General features: G+C 58.9%; 18 protein-coding genes. 17 read left to right on the forward strand and 1 reads right to left on the reverse strand.

Annotated features, from left to right (window positions below; genetic code table 11):
• Positions 1 to 39 precede the first annotated feature (39 nt).
• The gene (gene map / locus AB9L16_RS04990; RefSeq protein ID WP_056783207.1) at positions 40 to 822 is read right to left on the reverse strand and encodes a type I methionyl aminopeptidase; all 783 of its coding nucleotides are present in this window, start codon (positions 820 to 822) and stop codon (positions 40 to 42) included.
• A gap of 373 nt (positions 823 to 1195) precedes the next feature.
• Between map and rpsB the strand changes: the two genes are divergently transcribed.
• The 17 genes from rpsB to AB9L16_RS05075 all read left to right on the forward strand — a co-directional run bounded on the left by rpsB (position 1196) and on the right by AB9L16_RS05075 (position 20499).
• Positions 1196 to 1933 (forward strand): 30S ribosomal protein S2, encoded by a 738-nt coding sequence (gene rpsB, locus AB9L16_RS04995; protein WP_003222119.1) that lies wholly within the window; start codon positions 1196 to 1198, stop codon positions 1931 to 1933.
• A gap of 191 nt (positions 1934 to 2124) precedes the next feature.
• Positions 2125 to 2988 carry a translation elongation factor Ts gene (gene tsf / locus AB9L16_RS05000; RefSeq protein ID WP_095180487.1) on the forward strand — a complete coding sequence of 288 codons (864 nt, stop codon included), beginning with the start codon at positions 2125 to 2127 and terminating at the stop codon, positions 2986 to 2988.
• A 209-nt stretch (positions 2989 to 3197) separates the two neighbouring features.
• A complete protein-coding gene (pyrH, locus tag AB9L16_RS05005; protein ID WP_003222124.1) occupies positions 3198 to 3941 on the forward strand; it encodes a UMP kinase in 744 nt (247 codons plus the stop codon).
• Positions 3938 to 4495 carry a ribosome recycling factor gene (gene frr / locus AB9L16_RS05010; protein ID WP_007954771.1) on the forward strand — a complete coding sequence of 186 codons (558 nt, stop codon included), beginning with the start codon at positions 3938 to 3940 and terminating at the stop codon, positions 4493 to 4495. The genes pyrH and frr overlap by 4 nt, the downstream gene beginning before the upstream one ends.
• A gap of 14 nt (positions 4496 to 4509) precedes the next feature.
• Entirely contained in the window at positions 4510 to 5265 is a 756-nt protein-coding gene (gene uppS / locus AB9L16_RS05015) for a polyprenyl diphosphate synthase (protein ID WP_016771475.1), read from the forward strand.
• A complete protein-coding gene (locus AB9L16_RS05020; protein WP_375123190.1) occupies positions 5265 to 6071 on the forward strand; it encodes a phosphatidate cytidylyltransferase in 807 nt (268 codons plus the stop codon). The genes uppS and AB9L16_RS05020 overlap by 1 nt, the downstream gene beginning before the upstream one ends.
• Positions 6068 to 7258: a 1-deoxy-D-xylulose-5-phosphate reductoisomerase gene (gene ispC / locus AB9L16_RS05025; RefSeq protein ID WP_375123191.1), complete on the forward strand. Its 1191-nt coding sequence runs from the start codon at positions 6068 to 6070 to the stop codon at positions 7256 to 7258. The genes AB9L16_RS05020 and ispC overlap by 4 nt, the downstream gene beginning before the upstream one ends.
• A 54-nt stretch (positions 7259 to 7312) precedes the next feature.
• Positions 7313 to 8665: a sigma E protease regulator RseP gene (gene rseP, locus AB9L16_RS05030; protein ID WP_056783211.1), complete on the forward strand. Its 1353-nt coding sequence runs from the start codon at positions 7313 to 7315 to the stop codon at positions 8663 to 8665.
• A gap of 74 nt (positions 8666 to 8739) precedes the next feature.
• On the forward strand, positions 8740 to 11115 hold the full coding sequence (gene bamA, locus AB9L16_RS05035; protein ID WP_041478127.1) for an outer membrane protein assembly factor BamA: 2376 nt from the start codon (positions 8740 to 8742) through the stop codon (positions 11113 to 11115).
• Positions 11116 to 11160: 45 nt separating this feature from the next.
• Positions 11161 to 11664 carry an OmpH family outer membrane protein gene (locus AB9L16_RS05040; RefSeq protein WP_003222140.1) on the forward strand — a complete coding sequence of 168 codons (504 nt, stop codon included), beginning with the start codon at positions 11161 to 11163 and terminating at the stop codon, positions 11662 to 11664.
• Between the two features lie 3 nt (positions 11665 to 11667).
• Positions 11668 to 12723 (forward strand): UDP-3-O-(3-hydroxymyristoyl)glucosamine N-acyltransferase, encoded by a 1056-nt coding sequence (lpxD, locus tag AB9L16_RS05045; RefSeq protein WP_056783213.1) that lies wholly within the window; start codon positions 11668 to 11670, stop codon positions 12721 to 12723.
• 106 nt (positions 12724 to 12829) lie between these two features.
• A complete protein-coding gene (fabZ, locus tag AB9L16_RS05050) occupies positions 12830 to 13270 on the forward strand; it encodes a 3-hydroxyacyl-ACP dehydratase FabZ (protein WP_016771469.1) in 441 nt (146 codons plus the stop codon).
• Positions 13267 to 14043, forward strand: a complete 777-nt coding sequence (gene lpxA, locus AB9L16_RS05055; protein ID WP_150636319.1) for an acyl-ACP--UDP-N-acetylglucosamine O-acyltransferase — start codon at positions 13267 to 13269, stop codon at positions 14041 to 14043. The genes fabZ and lpxA overlap by 4 nt, the downstream gene beginning before the upstream one ends.
• A 2-nt stretch (positions 14044 to 14045) precedes the next feature.
• Complete coding sequence (gene lpxB / locus AB9L16_RS05060; RefSeq protein ID WP_370695114.1) at positions 14046 to 15176, forward strand: lipid-A-disaccharide synthase; 1131 nt, start codon at positions 14046 to 14048, stop codon at positions 15174 to 15176.
• A gap of 11 nt (positions 15177 to 15187) precedes the next feature.
• Positions 15188 to 15814, forward strand: coding sequence for a ribonuclease HII (rnhB, locus tag AB9L16_RS05065; RefSeq protein ID WP_252886035.1), 627 nt, complete (start codon positions 15188 to 15190; stop codon positions 15812 to 15814).
• Positions 15815 to 15890: 76 nt separating this feature from the next.
• Positions 15891 to 19412, forward strand: a complete 3522-nt coding sequence (gene dnaE / locus AB9L16_RS05070) for a DNA polymerase III subunit alpha (protein ID WP_122747625.1) — start codon at positions 15891 to 15893, stop codon at positions 19410 to 19412.
• A 139-nt stretch (positions 19413 to 19551) separates the two neighbouring features.
• On the forward strand, positions 19552 to 20499 hold the full coding sequence (locus AB9L16_RS05075) for an acetyl-CoA carboxylase carboxyltransferase subunit alpha (protein ID WP_016771465.1): 948 nt from the start codon (positions 19552 to 19554) through the stop codon (positions 20497 to 20499).
• The last annotated feature ends 132 nt before the right edge of the window (positions 20500 to 20631 follow it).

Below are 20631 nucleotides of genomic sequence, written 5' to 3' on the forward strand. Positions count from 1 at the left end.
GATTGGCTTTCCTTCTATAGGCTGGGAGCGTTCTGGGTGTCAGGCCGAGATGCGCGCGATGGTGTCATCGCTGCGCAAGGTGAAGATCTCGTAGCCGGTGTCGGTGACCAGCAGGGTGTGTTCCCACTGTGCCGAGAGCTTGCGGTCCTTGGTAATCGCGGTCCAGCCGTCGCCGAGAACCTTGGTGTCGGCCTTGCCCTGGTTGATCATCGGCTCGATGGTGAAGGTCATGCCTGCCTTCAGTTCCATGCCAGTGCCGGCGCGACCGTAGTGCAGGATCTGCGGCTCTTCGTGGAAGACCTTGCCGATGCCGTGGCCGCAGAACTCGCGCACCACCGAGAAACCGTTCTTTTCCGCGTGCTTCTGGATCACTTCACCGATGTCGCCGAGGCGGCAGCCAGGTTTGACGATCTCGATGGCCTTGTACATGCATTCCTGAGTGACCTGCGACAGGCGCTCGGCCCAGACCGGCACTTCGCCGACGTGGAACATGCGGCTGGTGTCGCCGTGGTAGCCGTCCTTGATCACTGTGACGTCGATGTTCAGGGTGTCGCCGTTTTTCAGCGGCTTGTCATTCGGAATGCCGTGGCAGACCACATGGTTGATCGAAGTGCAGATCGACTTCGGGTAGCCCTTGTAGTTGAGCGGGGCAGGGATGGCCTGCTGCACGTTGACGATGTAGTCATGGCAGATCTGGTTGAGCTGATCAGTGGTCACGCCCGGTTTGACATGTTCGGCAATCATTTCCAGCACATCGGCGGCCAGTTTGCCGGCGACACGCATGCCAGCGATGTCCTCGGGGGTTTTGAGGTTGACGGTCATACAGGCTCTCTCTGCGCTCGGCGGCGCTTACGGATACGAATTGGGTGGCAAGCGTACATTTTGCGACCCTGAAAAACGCGATTCTAACAGACGAGAGGCGCAAATCCGCGCCTGCATGTCTGGCTTGTGTCTATACAATGGAGCCCATCGAGCCGATTCCAAGGGGGCTGCGCCCATGTCACTGGTGCGAATACAGATTCCGGGTTCCGTTTCTGCGCACCCTGTGGTATAAAATGCGCCGCTTTCCGGGGATGCCCCGAAAAGCTTAAATCCACACACGTGTCGACACGATGACCTGGGTGCCTTGGGCTTTATGCCTCTGGTTGGTCATTGGGATACGTGGAGGCCAAACCCGACTTATCAAGGAACTATCATGTCCCAAGTCAACATGCGCGATATGCTGAAGGCCGGTGTGCACTTCGGTCACCAAACCCGTTACTGGAATCCGAAAATGGGTAAGTACATTTTCGGCGCGCGTAACAAGATTCACATCATCAACCTTGAAAAAACCCTGCCAATGTTCAACGAAGCTCTGACTTTCGTAGAGCGTCTGGCCCAGGGCAAAAACAAGATTCTGTTCGTCGGCACCAAGCGTTCCGCTGGCAAGATCGTTGCTGAAGAAGCAGCACGTTGCGGTTCGCCGTACGTCGATCACCGCTGGTTGGGCGGCATGCTGACCAACTTCAAGACCATTCGTGCTTCCATCAAGCGTCTGCGTGACCTTGAAGTTCAAGCCGAAGACGGTACTTTCGCCAAGCTGACCAAGAAAGAAGCGCTGATGCGCTCCCGTGATCTTGAGAAGCTGGATCGTTCGCTGGGCGGCATCAAGGACATGGGCGGTCTGCCAGACGCACTGTTCGTGATCGACGTTGACCACGAGCGCATCGCGATCACCGAAGCCAACAAGCTGGGCATCCCGGTCATCGGCGTTGTCGATACCAACAGCAGCCCGGAAGGCGTTGACTACATCATCCCAGGCAACGATGACGCCATCCGCGCTATCCAGCTGTACATGGGTTCGATGGCTGACGCAGTTATCCGCGGTCGCAACAACGTTGCTGGCGGTACTGTTGAATTCGCAGCTGAAGAAACTCAGGCTGCAGCTGAGTAATCGACGCCCCTGGCGTTGACTCAGTAAGCAAAAAGGGGGCTTGGCCCCCTTTTTGCCACCTCGAAAACCATTTGTCGGCGCCCACGTCTGTATTTGTCATGTGCGGCAGCCAACATGGGTGGTTCGGGAAGAATTGAACGCCCGTTCGATCGGGTGGAATGGTTGAAAACCTATCCAAGAGGAATTTGAAAATGGCAGCAATTACTGCAGCGTTGGTCAAAGAACTGCGCGAGCGTACCGGCGAAGGCATGATGGATTGCAAGAAAGCCCTGGAAAAGGCTGACGGCGACATCGAAAAAGCCATTGATGACATGCGTGCTTCGGGCGCCATCAAGGCTGCGAAAAAAGCTGGCAACGTTGCCGCTGAAGGCGCAATCGCCATCAAATCGAATGACAAGGCAGCCGTGCTGCTGGAAGTCAACTCGCAGACCGACTTCCTGGCCCTGCAAGACGATTTCAAGAACTTCGTTGCTGCCAGCGTAGAAAAAGCTTTCGACGAAAAACTGACCGACGCAGCTCCGCTGATCGCCGCTCAGGAAACGGCTCGTGAAGCGCTGGTTGCCAAAGTCGGCGAGAACGTCAACATCCGTCGTCTGGTACGCGTAGAAGGTGACGTTGTCGGCACCTACCTGCACGGTAACAAGATCGGTGTTGCTGTTGTCCTGAAAGGCGGTGACGTCGAGCTGGCCAAAGACATCGCTATGCACGTTGCTGCAAGCAACCCTGAGTTCCTGCTGCCTTCGCAAGTCTCCGACGAAGCGATCGAGCGTGAGAAAGCTGTGTTCCTGCAGCTGAACGAAGAAAAGATCAAAGGCAAGCCAGAAAACATTGTTGAGAACATGGTCAAAGGCCGTATCAGCAAGTTCCTGGCAGAAGCGAGCCTGGTCGAGCAGGCGTTCGTCAAGAACCCTGAAGTCAAGGTTGGCGAGCTGGCCAAGAAAGCCGGCGCTGAAATCGTTTCCTTCACTTACTTCAAAGTAGGCGAAGGCATCGAGAAGCCGGTCGACAACTTCGCTGAAGAAGTTGCTGCCCAGCTGGCTGCCGCCAAGCAATAAGACGGTTTTTCAACTGTCGCCCGAAAGAGGCTGCCCGCTAACGCGCGCAGCCTCTTTTCAGATGGGGTACCAATTTTTTATTTGGTTTCCACCCGGAACTGACTTACAAAGCCATGTTCCGATGGCGCTGCAGCAGCGCCAAGCTAGAGTGAACGCCAGCTGTAAACAGCTCGCAAAGAATTTTAAATACGCCGCAGGAGAGATTCGCAATGGCTCAGCAGGGCAGTGGTTATCAGGCTCGCTATAAACGCATTCTACTCAAGCTTAGCGGCGAGGCCCTGATGGGCTCGGAAGAGTTCGGGATCGATCCGAAGGTACTGGATCGCATGGCGCTGGAAGTCGGCCAGCTGGTCGGCATCGGCGTCCAGGTCGGTCTGGTCATCGGCGGTGGCAACCTGTTCCGTGGCGAAGCCCTGAGCAAGGCCGGGATGGATCGGGTCACGGGCGACCACATGGGCATGCTGGCCACTGTGATGAACGCCCTGGCCATGCGCGATGCGCTGGAACGTGCCAATATCTCGGCCATCGTCATGTCCGCCATCTCCATGGTCGGTGTGACCGATCACTACGATCGCCGCAAAGCCATGCGTCACCTGAACTCCAAAGACGTCGTGATCTTCGCGGCCGGTACCGGCAATCCGTTCTTCACTACGGATTCGGCAGCCTGCCTGCGTGCAATCGAAATCGACGCCGACGTAGTGCTCAAGGCCACCAAGGTTGATGGCGTGTACACCGCAGACCCGTTCAAAGACCCGCATGCCGAGAAGTTCGATCATCTGACTTATGATGAAGTACTGGATCGCAAGCTGGGCGTAATGGATCTGACTGCCATCTGCCTGTGCCGCGATCACAAGATGCCGCTGCGCGTATTCAACATGAACAAGCCCGGCGCCCTGCTGAACATCGTGCACGGCGGCGCTGAAGGGACTTTGATCGAGGAAGGCCAACAATGATCAACGAAATCAAGAAAGACGCCCAAGCGCGTATGCAGAAATCCCTGGAATCTCTGAACCACGCGTTCGGCCAGATTCGTACCGGCAAGGCTCACCCGAGCATTCTGGGTAGCGTCATGGTGCCTTACTACGGCACTGACACTCCGCTGAGCGGCGTTGCCAACGTCACCGTAAAGGACTCGCGCACCCTGCAGGTCGTGGCCTTCGAGCGCAACATGCTCGCTGCCGTCGACAAGGCAATCCAGAGCGCCGGTCTGAACCTCAACCCGACCAACCTGGGCGAGTTGCTGTTGATCCCGATGCCTGCCCTTACCGAAGAAACGCGCAAAGGCTTCACCAAGCAGGCCCGCAGTGCAGCCGAAGACGCGCGCGTAGCCGTGCGCAACATCCGTCGCGATGCCTTGGGCGAGTTGAAAAAACTGGTCAAGGACAAGGAAATCAGCGAAGACGAAGAGCGTCGTGCCATCGCCGATATCGACAAGCTGACCAAAGAATCCGAGGCCCAGATCACCAAGGCCACGGACGAGAAAGAAAAAGACCTGATGGCCGTATAAGGGTCGAGCTTTAAATGGACAAGACCAAGCAGACTGCGCCGTCCGCGGTGCCGCGCCATGTCGCGATCATCATGGATGGCAATAATCGCTGGGCGAAAAAACGCTTTATGCCGGGTGTCGCCGGGCATAAAGCGGGCGTGGATGCTGTGCGGGCGGTGATCGAGGTGTGCGCTGAGGCCAAGGTCGAAGTCCTGACCCTGTTCGCCTTCTCCAGTGAAAACTGGCAGCGCCCGGCCGATGAAGTCAGTGCCTTGATGGATCTATTCTTCAAGGCTCTGCGTCGTGAGGCCAAGCGTCTCAACGACAACAACATCAGCCTGCGCATCATTGGCGATCGCTCGCGCTTCCACCCTGAGCTTCAGGCGGCGATGCGCGAGGCCGAGGCCATGACGGTCGGTGCCAACCGCTTTGTCCTGCAGATCGCCGCCAACTATGGCGGCCAGTGGGATATCGCTCAGGCCGCGCAGCGTCTGGCGCGTGAAGTCCAGGCCGGGCATTTGCGCCCGGAGGACATTACCCCGGATCTGCTGCAGACTTGTCTGGCCACCGGCGATCTGCCGTTGCCTGACCTATGCATCCGCACCGGTGGCGAGCATCGCATCAGCAACTTCCTGCTGTGGCAGCTGGCCTACGCCGAGCTGTACTTCTCCGACCTGTTCTGGCCGGACTTCAAACACGACGCCATGCGCACTGCGCTGGCCGATTTCGCTTCGCGCCAGCGTCGTTTCGGTAAAACGAGCGAACAGGTCGAAGCTGGAGCCCGGGTTTAATGCTTAAACAACGAATCATCACTGCACTGATCCTGCTGCCGATCGCCTTGTGCGGGTTTTACCTGCTCAAAGGTGCCGGCTTCGCGCTGTTCATCGGTCTGGTAGTCAGTCTCGGTGCGTGGGAATGGGCGCGTCTGGCCGGCTTCACCGCACAATCGTTCCGCGTCGGCTTTGCCGCCGTGGTCGCCTTGATGCTGTTTGTCATGTACGTGCTGCCCGGGCTTGCGCCTTGGGTGCTCGGTGCATCGGTAATCTGGTGGGCGATTGCGACTTATCTGGTGCTGACGTATCCACGCTCGAGCGCGCACTGGTCCACAGCGGCGACCAAACTGCTGATTGGTCTGCTGATCCTGCTACCTGCGTGGCAGGGTCTGGTGCAGATCAAGCAGTACCCGCTGGGTAACTGGTTGATCATGGCGGTGATGGTGTTGGTCTGGGGCGCGGACATCGGCGCTTACTTTTCCGGGCGCAAGTTCGGCAAGCGCAAGCTCGCGCCGCAGGTCAGCCCGGGCAAGAGCTGGGAAGGCGTATACGGTGGTCTGGCGCTGAGTCTGGTGATTACCGCGATTGTCGGGCTGGTGCGCGACTGGACCGTGGCCGAGCTGCTCAAAGGCCTGATCGGCGCTGCAGTGATCGTCTTTATTTCCGTGGTCGGTGACCTTACCGAAAGCATGTTCAAGCGCCAATCCGGCATCAAGGACAGCAGTAATCTGCTGCCCGGGCATGGTGGCGTGCTGGATCGCATCGACAGCCTGACCGCGGCCATTCCGGTGTTCGCCGTATTGCTCTGGATGGCCGCACCGTGAGTCGTCCCCAGCAGATTACGGTGTTGGGTGCGACCGGTTCGATCGGTCTGAGCACCCTTGATGTGATTGCGCGTCATCCTGAGCGTTATCAGGTTTTCGCATTGAGTGGTTTCACGCGCCTCACTGAGTTGTTCGCGTTGTGCGTGCGTCATGTGCCGCAGTTTGCCGTGGTGCCTGAAGTGGCCGCAGCGCGCGGTTTGCAGGATGACTTGCGTGCAGCCGGTTTGCCGACTCGCGTCCTGGTAGGCGAGGAGGGCCTGTGTCAGGTTGCCTCCGCGCCCGAAGTCGATGCAGTAATGGCGGCCATCGTCGGTGCGGCCGGGCTGCGTCCGACACTGGCGGCGGTCGAGGCGGGCAAGAAGATTCTGCTGGCCAATAAAGAAGCGCTGGTGATGTCCGGCGCTCTGTTCATGCAGGCCGTGCGCAAAAGCGGTTCGGTACTGCTGCCGATCGACAGCGAACACAATGCGATTTTTCAATGCATGCCAGCGGATTTCGCCCGCGGCTTGAGCTCGGTGGGTGTGCGGCGGATTTTGCTGACAGCCTCTGGCGGGCCTTTCCGGCAGACACCGATGTCCGAGCTGGCGAATGTTTCGCCTGAGCAGGCGTGTGCACATCCGAACTGGTCCATGGGGCGCAAGATCTCCGTGGATTCAGCGAGCATGATGAATAAGGGCCTGGAACTGATCGAAGCCTGCTGGTTGTTCGACGCCAAGCCGGCTCAGGTCGAAGTGGTAATTCATCCGCAAAGCGTGATCCATTCTCTGGTGGATTACGTCGATGGCTCGGTGCTGGCGCAATTGGGCAACCCCGACATGCGCACCCCGATCGCCAATGCCCTGGCCTGGCCGGAGCGTATCGATTCCGGCGTAGCGCCACTTGATCTGTTCGCCATTGCACGACTGGATTTCGAAGCGCCCGATGAAAGCCGTTTCCCCTGCCTGCGTTTGGCCCGTCAGGCGGCCGAAGCTGGCGACAGCGCGCCGGCGATGCTTAACGCGGCCAATGAAGTGGCGGTTGCAGCGTTTCTCGACGGACGGGTTCGCTACCTGGAAATCGCGAGTATCATCGAGGAAGTCTTGAATCTGGAGCCGGTGGTGGCGCTGAACGATCTGGATGCCGTATTTACGGCGGACGCGAAAGCGCGATTGCTGGCCGAGCAATGGTTGAGTCGGCACGGCCGATAGTTTTTGCAACACAACGGCGACACGCGACACTGAACAGGATTGCGGAGAAAGTAGATGAGCGCGCTCTATATGATTGCCGGCACCCTGATCGCCCTGGGTGTGCTGGTCACCTTCCACGAATTCGGCCACTTCTGGGTCGCGCGTCGCTGTGGCGTCAAGGTTCTGCGTTTTTCCGTGGGCTTCGGCATGCCGCTGCTGCGCTGGCATGACAAGCAAGGCACTGAGTTCGTGGTCGCCGCGATTCCGCTGGGCGGCTACGTCAAGATGCTCGACGAGCGCGAAGGCGAAGTGCCGGTCGATCAGCTTGATCAGTCGTTCAATCGCAAATCGGTACGTCAGCGCATTGCTATTGTTGCCGCCGGCCCGATTGCCAACTTCCTGCTGGCGCTGGTGTTTTTCTGGGTGCTGGCGATGCTCGGCAGCGAGCAGGTGCGGCCGGTCATCGGCGCGGTCGAGTCTGGCAGCATTGCCGCCAAGGCTGGTCTGAACGCGGGTCAGGAGATCGTCTCGATCGATGGCGAGCCAACGTCCGGTTGGGCTGCGGTCAATCTGCAACTGGTGCGTCGTCTCGGTGAAAGCGGTGCGATTCAATTGCTGGTGCGCGAGCAGGGCTCGACCGCTGAGTCGCCCCGCACGCTGGCACTGGATAACTGGCTAAAAGGTGCCGACGAGCCGGATCCGATCCGCTCGCTGGGTATTCGTCCTTGGCGTCCGGCCTTGCCGCCGGTGCTTGCCGAGCTGGACCCGAAAGGTCCGGCCCAGGCCGCCGGGCTGAAAACCGGCGATCGCTTGCTGGCTCTTGATGGTCAGCCGCTGAGTGACTGGCAGCAGGTGGTTGATACCGTTCGTACGCGTCCTGATACCAAAATCATGCTGCGCATCGAGCGCGACAATGCTCAAATCGACGTCCCTGTGACCCTGGCGGCGCGCGGTGAAAGCAAATCGCCAAGCGGTTATCTGGGCGCTGGCGTCAAAGCCATCGACTGGCCACCGGAAATGATCCGCGAAGTCAGCTATGGCCCGCTGGCCGCGATTGGCGAGGGTGCCCGTCGCACTTGGACCATGAGCATTCTGACTCTGGATTCACTGAAGAAAATGCTGTTCGGCGAGCTCTCGGTAAAAAACTTGAGTGGACCGATAACCATTGCTAAAGTGGCGGGCGCTTCTGCCCAGTCGGGCGTCGCTGATTTCCTGAATTTCCTTGCTTATCTGAGTATTAGCCTGGGCGTTCTGAATTTGCTGCCCATTCCTGTACTGGATGGGGGGCATTTGTTGTTTTATCTGATCGAGTGGGTGCGTGGTCGCCCCTTGTCGGATCGGGTGCAAGGTTGGGGGATACAGATCGGTATCAGTTTGGTGGTCGGGGTGATGTTGCTTGCTCTGGTCAACGATCTGGGTCGACTGTAACGCTTCGCTGAATTGCGAATCTGCCGCATTTTGCGGCAGTTTGTTTATTGCCAGTTGGAATAAGAAAGGACTTCATGAAACGTCTGCTGCTAACTGCGGTTCTCACCGTATTGATGATCGCCGAAGTTCACGCCGAGTCCTTCACTATCTCTGATATTCGCGTCAATGGCCTCCAGCGGGTCTCCGCGGGTAGCGTCTTTGGTGCCTTGCCGTTGAACGTCGGCGAGCAGGCGGATGATCGTCGCCTGGTGGAATCCACTCGTGCGTTGTTCAAAACCGGTTTCTTTCAAGATATCCAGCTGGGCCGCGAAGGCAACGTTCTGGTCATCACCGTGGTCGAGCGTCCATCGGTCGCCAGTATCGAGATCGAAGGCAACAAGGCCATCTCTACTGAAGACCTGATGAAGGGCCTCAAGCAATCCGGTCTGGCCGAAGGCGAAATCTTCCAGCGCGCCACCCTCGAGGGTGTGCGTAACGAACTGCAACGTCAGTACGTCGCCCAGGGTCGCTACTCGGCAACCGTTGACACCGAAGTGGTTTCGCAGCCGCGTAACCGCGTGGGTCTGAAGGTCAAGATCAACGAAGGTACCGTTGCCGCCATTCAGCACATCAACGTGGTAGGCAATACGGTTTTCCCTGAGGAAGACCTGACCGACCTGTTCGAACTGAAAACCACCAACTGGCTGTCGTTCTTCAAGAACGATGACAAATATGCCCGTGAAAAACTTTCCGGTGACCTGGAGCGTCTGCGTTCCTACTATCTGGACCGCGGCTATATCAACATGGACATCGCTTCGACCCAGGTATCGATTACCCCGGACAAGAAGCACGTCTACATTACTGTCAACGTCACCGAAGGCGAGAAGTACACCGTTCGTGACGTCAAGCTCAGCGGTGACCTGAAAGTCCCTGAAGACCAGATCAAGTCGCTGTTGCTCGTGCAGAAGGGCCAGGTGTTCTCGCGCAAGCTGATGACCACCACCTCCGAGCTGATCACCCGTCGTCTGGGTAACGAGGGCTACACCTTCGCCAACGTCAACGGCGTGCCTCAGCCGCATGATGATGACCACACTGTGGACATCCTCTTCGCTGTCGATCCGGGCAAGCGTGCCTACGTAAACCGCATCAATTTCCGTGGCAACACCAAGTCCGAGGACGAAGTGCTGCGTCGTGAAATGCGTCAGATGGAAGGTGGCTGGGCTTCGACCTACCTGATCGACCAGTCCAAGACCCGTCTTGAGCGTCTGGGCTTCTTCAAGGAAGTCAACGTTGAAACCCCGGCTGTGCCAGGTGTCGACGACCAGGTTGATGTGAATTACGCCGTTGAAGAACAGGCTTCCGGTTCGATCACCGCCAGCGTCGGTTTCGCCCAGAGCGCCGGTCTGATCCTCGGTGGCTCGATCACCCAGAACAACTTCCTCGGTACCGGTAACCGCGTCAGCATCGGCCTGACCCGCAGCGAATACCAGAGCCGCTACAACTTCGGCTACGTTGACCCCTACTGGACCGCTGATGGCGTGAGCCTGGGTTACAACGCGTTCTATCGCACCACCGACTACGATGAACTCGATGCCGATATTTCCAGCTATGCGGTAGACAGCCTCGGTGCGGGCGTGAACGTTGGCTACCCGATCAGTGAGACTTCGCGTCTGACGTTCGGTCTGTCTGCCCAGCAGGACAAGATCAACACCGGTCGCTATACCGTTGACGAGATTTTCGATTTCGTCGAGAAGGAAGGCGACAACTACCTGAACTTCAAGGCCTCGGCCGGTTGGTCCGAGTCGACCCTGAACAAAGGCGTGTTGCCGACCCGTGGTCGTTCCCAGAGCCTGACCCTGGAAACCACCATTCCTGGCAGCGACCTGTCGTTCTTCAAACTTGACTACCGTGGTCAGCTGTTCCAGCCGATCACCGAAAACTACACACTGCGCCTGCACTCCGAACTCGGTTATGGCGATGGTTACGGTTCGACCGATGGTCTGCCGTTCTATGAAAACTACTATGCCGGTGGTTTCAACTCGGTTCGTGGCTTCAAGGACAGCACCCTCGGCCCGCGTAGTACGCCGAGCCGTGGTAACAACCCGGGCACTATTGCAGACCCGGACCAGGATCCGCTGCCGTTCGGTGGTAACGTCCTGATCCAGGGTGGCGTGGAAGTCCTGTTCCCGCTGCCATTCGTCAAGGATCAGCGTTCCCTGCGGACTTCGGTCTTCTGGGATGTCGGTAACGTGTTTGACTCGCAGTGCAAGGACACTACGAACGCCAATGGTTCGTCGTCCAACACCAAGTGCAACGACATCAGCCTGAGCAACATGGCCAGTTCCGTAGGTGTCGGCGTGACCTGGGTCACCGCACTGGGTCCGTTGAGCTTCGCCCTGGCGATGCCGATCAAGAAACCGGATGACGCTGAAACTCAAGTGTTCCAATTCTCCCTCGGCCAGACGTTCTAAGCGTCTGACCCAAGATAACGACAATGGATTTTGTAGGAGTGCATCGTGCGTAAGTTGACTCAATTGGTTCTCCTGGCCTCCGTACTGGTGGCAGGCCCGGCGTTCGCCGACATGAAAATTGCCGTGCTGAACTATCAGATGGCTCTGCTGGAATCCGACGCGGCGAAGAAGTACGCGGTGGATGCAGAGAAGAAGTTCGGTCCGCAACTGACCAAGCTGAAAACCCTGGAAAGCAGCGCCAAAGGCATTCAGGACCGTCTGATGGCCGGTGGCGACAAAATGCAGCAGGGCGAGCGTGAGCGTCTGGAGCTGGAATTCAAGCAAAAGGCTCGTGACTTCCAGTTCCAGTCCAAGGAACTGAATGAAGCCAAAGCCGTTGCCGACCGTGAAATGCTCAAGCAACTGAAGCCGAAACTGGACAGTGCCGTGGAAGAAGTCATCAAGAAAGGTGGTTTTGACCTGGTGTTCGAGCGTGGCGCAGTCATCGATGTCAAACCTCAGTACGACATCACGCGCCAGGTTATCGAGCGCATGAATCAGCTGAAGTAACCCATGACCGTGACTATCAGGCTCGGCCAGTTGGCCGAGCACCTCGGCGCCACCCTGCGTGGCGACCCCGAGACGCAAATTACTGGGCTAGCCACTTTGCAAGAGGCTGGCCCAGCTCAGTTGAGCTTTCTGGCAAATCCCCAATACCGCAAATACCTGGCCGGTTCTCAGGCAGCTGCACTGCTGCTCAAGGAGGCCGACGCTGAGGGTTTTGCCGGTAATGCCCTGGTGGTGCCGGACCCTTACCTGGCCTATGCACGCATCTCGCATCTGTTCGATCCAAAGCCAAAAGCGGCTGGCGGGATTCATCCGACAGCGGTGATCGCGGCGGACGCAGTGGTTGATCCAAGTGCCAGCATCGGTCCGTTCGTGGTGATCGAAGCCGGTGCACGCATCGCTGCACAGGTCACGCTGGGCGCGCATTGCGTAGTCGGCGCGCGCAGCGAAATCGGTGAAGGCGGCTGGCTGGCTCCGCGCGTCACGCTCTATCACGATGTGCGCATCGGTAAGCGTGTGGTTATTCAGTCCGGCGCAGTCATCGGCGGTGAGGGCTTCGGCTTCGCCAACGAGAAAGGTGTCTGGCAGAAAATCGCCCAGATCGGTGGCGTGACCATCGGCGACGATGTCGAGATCGGCGTGAACACCGCCATCGACCGCGGCGCTCTGGCCGATACGGTGATTGGCAATGGCGTGAAGCTCGACAACCAGATTCAGATCGCGCACAACGTCCAGGTCGGTGATCACACCGCCATGGCTGCGTGCGTCGGCATTTCCGGCAGCACCAAGATCGGCAAGCACTGCATGCTCGCTGGCGGTGTAGGTCTGGTCGGCCACATTGATATTTGCGACAACGTTTTCCTGACCGGGATGACCATGGTGACTCACTCGATTACCGAGCCGGGCGCCTATTCTTCCGGCACAGCCATGCAACCGGCGGCCGAATGGCGCAAAAGCGCGGCCCGCATCCGTCAGCTCGATGACATCGCGCGACGGTTAAAACAGCTGGAAAAGCGCGTTGGGGAAGTGACCCCTGACGGTAATGCTTCATCTGATGGCTGATACCATTTCCATATCAAGTGTGCACAGCCTCTGGACTGCCTCCTTGATTTGCTAGAGGAGTGCGCGTCAGTCGCGCTCCCAATCTTTACATAGGCTTTCCCCTGAAATGATGGACATCAACGAGATTCGCGAATACCTGCCTCACCGTTACCCGTTCCTGCTGGTGGACCGGGTGGTGGAACTGGACACTGAAGGCAAGCGAATTCGCGCCTACAAGAATGTCAGCATCAATGAACCGTTCTTCAATGGTCACTTCCCTGCGCATCCAATCATGCCGGGCGTGCTGATCATCGAAGCGATGGCTCAGGCTGCCGGGATCCTCGGTTTCAAGATGCTCGACGTCAAACCGGCCGACGGCACCCTGTATTACTTCGTCGGTTCCGACAAGCTGCGCTTCCGCCAGCCAGTCAAGCCGGGCGATCAGTTGATCCTTGAAGCGACTTTCATCAGCTGCAAGCGCAAGATCTGGAAGTTCGAATGCCAGGCTTCGGTGGACGGCAAGCCGGTCTGCTCGGCAGAAATCATCTGCGCGGAACAGAAAGTATGAGTTTGATTGACCCTCGCGCAATCATCGATCCGTCCGCCGTTCTGGCTGACGGCGTCGAGGTCGGCCCGTGGTCGATCATCGGCGCAGGTGTGGAAATCGGCGAGGGTACCGTGATCGGGCCGCACGTGATCCTCAAGGGGCCGACCCGCATTGGTAAAAACAATCGCATCTACCAGTTTTCTTCGGTAGGCGAAGACACCCCGGATCTGAAGTACAAAGGCGAGGAAACCCGCCTGGTGATCGGCGACCACAACGTCATCCGCGAAGGCGTGACCATTCACCGTGGCACCGTGCAGGACCGTTCGGAAACCACACTGGGTGATCACAACCTGATCATGGCCTATGCCCACATCGGCCATGACAGCGTCATCGGCAATCACTGCATTCTGGTCAACAACACTGCGTTGGCCGGGCATGTACACGTTGACGACTGGGCGATCCTCTCCGGTTTCACCCTGGTGCATCAGTACTGCCACATTGGCGCCCACAGCTTTTCCGGCATGGGCACGGCGATCGGCAAGGACGTTCCGGCGTTCGTCACCGTATTCGGCAACCCGGCCGAAGCGCGCAGCATGAACTTCGAAGGCATGCGCCGTCGCGGTTTCAGCGAAGACGCGATCCACGCCTTGCGTCGTGCTTACAAGACGGTCTATCGGCAGGGCCTGACGGTCGAGCAGGCGCTGGCCGAGCTGGCCGAGCCGTCTGCGCAGTTCCCTGAAGTCGCCGTGTTCCGCGATTCGATCCAGGCGTCGACTCGCGGCATCACCCGCTGATCATGGCCAGTCTGCGTATCGCGCTGGTGGCGGGTGAGGCTTCCGGTGACATTCTCGGCGCCGGCCTCATGCGCGCGCTCAAGACTCAGCACCCGACAGTCGAGTTCATCGGCGTCGGCGGTCCGCTGATGCAGGCTGAAGGCCTGACCTCGTACTTTCCCATGGAGCGCTTGTCGGTCATGGGGCTGGTGGAGGTCCTCGGTCGGCTGCGTGAGTTACTCAAGCGCCGCAAAGAGCTGATTGCCACACTGATCGCCGCGAAGCCGGACGTGTTCATCGGCATCGATGCGCCGGATTTCAACCTCAATATCGAACTCAAGCTGCGTCAGGCCGGGATCAAGACCGTGCATTACGTCAGCCCTTCGGTATGGGCGTGGCGGCAGAAGCGGGTGCTGAAGATCCGCGAAGGCTGCGATCTGATGCTGACCCTGTTGCCGTTCGAGGCGAAATTCTACGAAGAGAAAGGCGTGCCGGTGCGTTTCGTCGGTCACACCTTGGCCGATACCATTCCGCTGCAAGCCGACCGCGCCGCTGCACGCACCGAACTAGGCTTGGCCGACGGTCCGCTGGTAGCGCTGATGCCGGGCAGCCGTGGCGGGGAAGTCAGTCGCCTCGGTGCGCTGTTCCTCGACACCGCCGAACGTCTGCGCGGCATGCGTCCGGGCGTGCGCTTTGTCATTCCTTGTGCAAACCCGGAACGCCGGGTGCAACTCGAGGCCTTGCTTGCTGGCCGGGATTTGCCGGTAACCTTGCTCGACGGTAAATCCCACTTGGCCCTCGCCGCGTGCAACGCCGTGTTGATCGCCTCCGGCACTGCTACCCTTGAAGCGCTGCTGTACAAGCGGCCGATGGTGGTGGCGTATCGGTTGGCGCCGCTGACATTCTGGATTCTCAAGCGCATGGTCAAAAGCCCATACGTGTCGCTGCCCAACTTGCTCGCTCAGCGCTTGCTGGTGCCGGAGTTGTTGCAGGATGATGCGACTGTCGAGGCGTTGGCGCAGACGCTGTCGCCATTGATCGATGGCGGTGATGAACAGACCCGCGGCTTCGACGAGATCCACCGCACGCTGCGGCGCGATGCTTCCAATCAGGCGGCGCAAGCCGTCCTTGACCTGATCGGCAAAACACAATGAGCAAGACAAGCATGCAAATGGGCCTGGATTTCACTCTGGTAGCCGAAGTCGAAGAACTGGTCGCTGGTGTTGATGAAGTCGGTCGTGGTCCGTTGTGCGGTGCGGTGGTGACAGCTGCGGTAATTCTCGATCCGAACCGGCCGATCATAGGCCTCGATGACTCGAAAAAACTCACCGAAGCCAAGCGCGAAAAGCTCTATGACGAGATCTGCGAAAAGGCGCTGAGCTGGTGCATCGCTCGCGCCGAAGTCGAGGAAATCGACGATCTGAATATCCTCCACGCGACCATGCTGGCCATGCAGCGCGCGGTTGCCGGTCTGCACATTCAGCCGAAACTGGCGATGATCGACGGTAACCGCTGCCCGCATTTGCCGATGCGTGCCGAGGCGGTGATTCAGGGCGACGGCAAGGTGCCGGCGATCGCGGCGGCGTCGATTCTGGCCAAGGTCAGCCGTGACCGCGAAATGGCGGCATTCGAATTGATCTACCCGGGCTACGGCATCGGCGGCCATAAAGGCTACCCGACGCCCGTTCATCTGGAAGCACTGGCGCGGCTCGGCCCGACGCCGATTCACCGCCGCTCTTTCGCCCCGGTACGCCTGGCTTACGAGGCGCGGGAAAGCCTGACGCAGGTTTAGGCGCAAGGCTGATGTTTTATTCGAGGCCCGGTACAATCCGGGCCTCGTTGTCTCTATGTAACTGGACAGGATCACTATGCCGGCTTCATTCGTTCATCTACGCCTGCACACTGAATACTCCCTGGTCGACGGGCTGGTGCGGATCAAGCCGCTGGTCAAGGCGCTGACCGCCATGAACATGCCGGCGGTCGCGGTCACCGACCAGAACAACATGTGTTCCCTGGTCAAGTTCTATAAAAACGCCATGGGCGCCGGCATCAAGCCGATCTGCGGCGCCGACCTGTGGCTGGCGAACAAGGACCCGGATGCACCGCTGAGCCGCCTCAGCCTGCTGGTGATGAACGCTCAGGGTTATCGCAATCTCACCGAATTGATCTCGCGTGGCTTCATCGAAGGCCAGCGCAACGGCATGGTCATCGTCGAGCGCGAGTGGGTGGCCGAGGCCAACGAAGGTTTGATCATGCTGTCCGCCGCCAAAGAAGGCGAGATCGGCATGGCCATGATCGGCGGCAATCCGGCGGAAGCCGAAGCGCTGGCGCGCGAGTGGATGGCGGTGTTCCCGGATCGCTTCTATCTGGAAATCCAGCGCACCAACCGCCCCAACGATGAAGAACAGCTGCACGGCGCCGTGGCACTGGCCGACAAGCTTGGCGCACCGCTGGTGGCGACCAACGATGTGCGTTTCATCAAGCAGGAAGACTTCGCCGCCCACGAAACTCGTGTGTGCATCGGTGAGGGCCGCGCCCTCGATGACCCGCGTCGTTCGAAGAATTACAGCGATCAGCAATACCTGAAAAGCGCCGAGGAAATGCTCGAGCTGTTCAGCGATATTCCCGACGCCATCGAAAACACCGTCGAGATCGCCAAGCGCTGCAACATCGAAGTCAAGCTGGGCACACACTTCCTGCCCAACTTCCCGATCCCCGATGGCATGACCATCGACGAATATTTCCGCAAGGTCTCCTTCGAAGGGCTCGAAGAACGCTTGGCGGTGCTGCTGCCCAAGGACACCACCGAAGACTACGAAGCCAAGCGCCAGGTCTATGTGGACCGCTTGAATTTCGAGCTGGATATCATCATCCAGATGGGCTTCCCCGGTTACTTCCTGATCGTGATGGACTTTATCCAGTGGGCCAAGAACAACGGCGTGCCGGTGGGTCCGGGCCGTGGGTCGGGTGCCGGTTCGCTGGTGGCTTACGTACAGAAGATCACCGACCTCGACCCGCTGGAATATGACCTGCTGTTCGAACGTTTCCTCAACCCGGAACGGGTTTCCATGCCCGACTTCGACGTCGACTTCTGCATGGACGGTCGTGACCGGGTGATCGATTACGTGGCCGAAAAGTACGGCCGCAACGCGGTGAGCCAGATCATCACCTTCGGTTCCATGGCCGCCAAGGCTGTGGTCCGTGACGTGGCGCGGGTGCAGGGCAAGTCCTATGGCCTGGCGGATCGTCTGTCGAAGATGATTCCGTTCGAAGTCGGCATGACCCTGGAAAAAGCCTACGAACAGGAAGAAATCCTGCGCGACTTCATCAAGGTCGATGAAGAAGCAGCGGAAATCTGGGAGATGGCGCGCAAGCTTGAGGGCGTGGTGCGTAACGTCGGTAAGCACGCCGGTGGTGTGGTGATCGCGCCGACCAAACTCACCGACTTCTCGCCGATCTATTGCGACGAGGCCGGTGACGGTCTGGTGACCCAGTTCGACAAGGACGACGTTGAGGCCGCCGGTCTGGTGAAGTTCGACTTCCTAGGCCTGCGTACCCTGACGATCATCGACTGGGCGCTGAAAACCATCAACCGCGACCGCGCCAAGGTCAACGAGCCGCCGCTGGATATCGCCTTTATCCCGCTCGACGACAAGCCGACCTATCAGTTGCTGCAAAAAGCCGAAACCACGGCGGTGTTCCAGCTTGAATCCCGGGGCATGAAAGAGCTGATCAAAAAGCTCAAGCCCGACTGCCTGGAAGACTTGATCGCACTCGTTGCACTGTTCCGTCCCGGTCCGCTGCAATCGGGCATGGTGGACGACTTCATCAACCGTAAGCACGGTCGCGCCGAACTGGCCTATCCGCACTCGGACTACCAGTACGACGGGCTCAAGCCCGTACTGGCGCCGACTTACGGCATCATCCTGTATCAGGAACAGGTGATGCAGATTGCCCAGGTCATGGCCGGTTACACCCTCGGCGGTGCGGACATGCTGCGTCGGGCGATGGGTAAGAAAAAGCCCGAAGAAATGGCCAAGCAGCGCGGCGGCTTCATCGAGGGCTGCGCGACCAACGGGATCGACGCGGATCTTGCCGGTAACATTTTCGACCTGGTGGAAAAATTCGCCGGTTACGGCTTCAACAAATCCCACTCCGCCGCTTACGGCCTGGTGTCGTACCAGACCGCTTGGCTGAAAGCTCACTACCCGGCGCCGTTCATGGCCGCGGTACTTTCGGCGGATATGCACAACACCGACAAGGTCGTGACCTTGATCGAGGAAGTGCGGACGATGAAGCTGCGTCTCGACGCGCCGGACGTGAACACTTCGGAGTTCAAGTTCACGGTGAACGACGACGGCCGTATCGTTTATGGCCTCGGCGCGATCAAGGGTGTCGGTGAAGGTCCGGTGGAAGCGATCACCGAAGCGCGACAGGCCGGTCCGTTCAAGGATCTGTTCGATTTCTGCGCGCGGGTCGACCTCAAGCGCATCAACAAGCGCACCCTCGATGGACTGATCCGCAGCGGTGCGCTGGATCGCCTCGGCCCGTATTTCCACGACGAACAAAAGGCCTATCAAGCCAACATCGACCGTAACCGCGCGGTACTGCTGGCGGCGATGGAAGAGGCGATCAAGGCGGCCGAGCAGACTGCGCGGACCCACGACAGTGGCCACGCCGACCTGTTTGGCGGCTTGTTCGTCGAAGAAGACGCCGACGTTTACGCGTCTCATCGCAAAGCCAAGGAACTGACCCTAAAGGAACGCCTCAAGGGTGAAAAAGACACCTTGGGCCTGTACCTGACCGGTCACCCGATCGACGAATACGAAGGCGAAATCCGCCGCTTCGCCCGTCAGCGCATCATCGACCTGAAACCGGCGCGCGACACGCAGACGGTGGCGGGGATGATCATTGCCCTGCGGGTGATGAAGAACAAGAAGGGCGACAAGATGGGCTTCATCACCCTTGACGACCGCTCCGGACGGATCGAAGCGTCGCTGTTTGCCGATGCGTTCCATTCGGCGCAATCGCTGCTGCAGACCGACGCGATGGTGGTGGTCGAAGGCGAAGTCAGCAATGACGACTTCTCCGGCGGCCTGCGCCTGCGGGTCAAGCGCGTGATGAGCATGGAAGATGCGCGGACCAATTTGGCCGAGAGCCTGCGCCTGAAGCTGCACACCCAGGATCTCAAAGGCGATCAGCTACGCTGGTTGGGCGAACTGCTCAAGCGTCATCGCGGCGCGTGCCCGGTGACCATGGAGTACACCAGCCCGGATGCGAAGACCTTGCTGCAGTTCGGCGAGACCTGGCGGATCGACCCGGCGGATACCTTGATTCAAGCCCTGCGTGACCAGTTCGGGCGAGACAACGTCTTCCTCCAATACCGTTGACCGGCAAGTGCCATCATTGCGCTTGCCCACAACCTGAATTTTTAATCTCGACCTCAGCGCGCCTCTCCCTTAAGGTAGGGCGCGAATAGACAACCGGCCGGCCCAAGCTCACTTGGGACACGACCCAAGACGGACGCCTATGAACCCGAATTTTCTAGATTTCGAACAGCCGATCGCCGACCTGCAAGCCAAGATCGAAGAGTTGCGCTTGGTCGGTAATGACAATTCGCTGAATATCGGCGATGAGATCTCCCGCCTGCAGGACAAGAGCAAGACGCTGACCGAAGACATCTTCGGCAAGCTGACCAGCTGGCAGATCGCACGCCTGGCGCGTCACCCGAAACGCCCTTACACCCTCGATTACATCGAGCACATCTTCACCGAGTTCGACGAGCTGCACGGCGACCGTCACTTCTCCGACGACGCTGCCATCGTTGGCGGTATCGCCCGTCTGGAAGACCAGCCGGTGATGATCATCGGCCACCAGAAGGGCCGTGAAGTGCGTGAGAAAGTTCGCCGCAACTTCGGTATGCCGCGTCCGGAAGGCTACCGCAAGGCCTGCCGTCTGATGGAGATGGCCGAGCGCTTCAAGATGCCTATCCTGACCTTCATCGATACCCCGGGTGCTTATCCTGGCATCGACGCTGAAGAGCGCAACCAGAGCGAAGCGATTGCCTGGAACCTGCGTGTGATGGCGCGTCTGAAGACTCCGATCATCGCCACTGTAATTGGTGAAGGTGGTTCCGGCGGCGCACTGGCCATCGGCGTCTGCGATCAATTGAACATGCTGCAATATTCGACTTACGCGGTGATCTCGCCGGAAGGTTGCGCATCGATCCTGTGGAAGACCGCCGAGAAAGCACCGGATGCCGCTGAGGCAATGGGCATCACCGCTGAGCGTTTGAAAGGCCTGGGTATCGTCGACAAAGTGATCAGCGAGCCACTGGGCGGCGCCCACCGTGACCCGGCTGCTGCCGCCGCTTCGATCCGCGCCGAGCTGAGCTCGCAACTGGCAATGCTCAAGCAGTTCGATAACGAAGCGCTGCTCAAGCGCCGTTACGATCGCCTGATGAGCTACGGTCTCTAAGTCAGACGCGCATTATCCCTGTGGGAGCGAGCCTGCTCGCGAAACCGGTATGACAGTCGACGAAATTGTTGAATGTTAAATCGCTTTCGCGAGCAGGCTCGCTCCCACAGAGGGTTAGGCAAAGGTGCAGAT

It is taken from the genome of Pseudomonas sp. LW8 (genome assembly GCF_041956865.1).
GTDB lineage: Bacteria > Pseudomonadota > Gammaproteobacteria > Pseudomonadales > Pseudomonadaceae > Aquipseudomonas > Aquipseudomonas siliginis.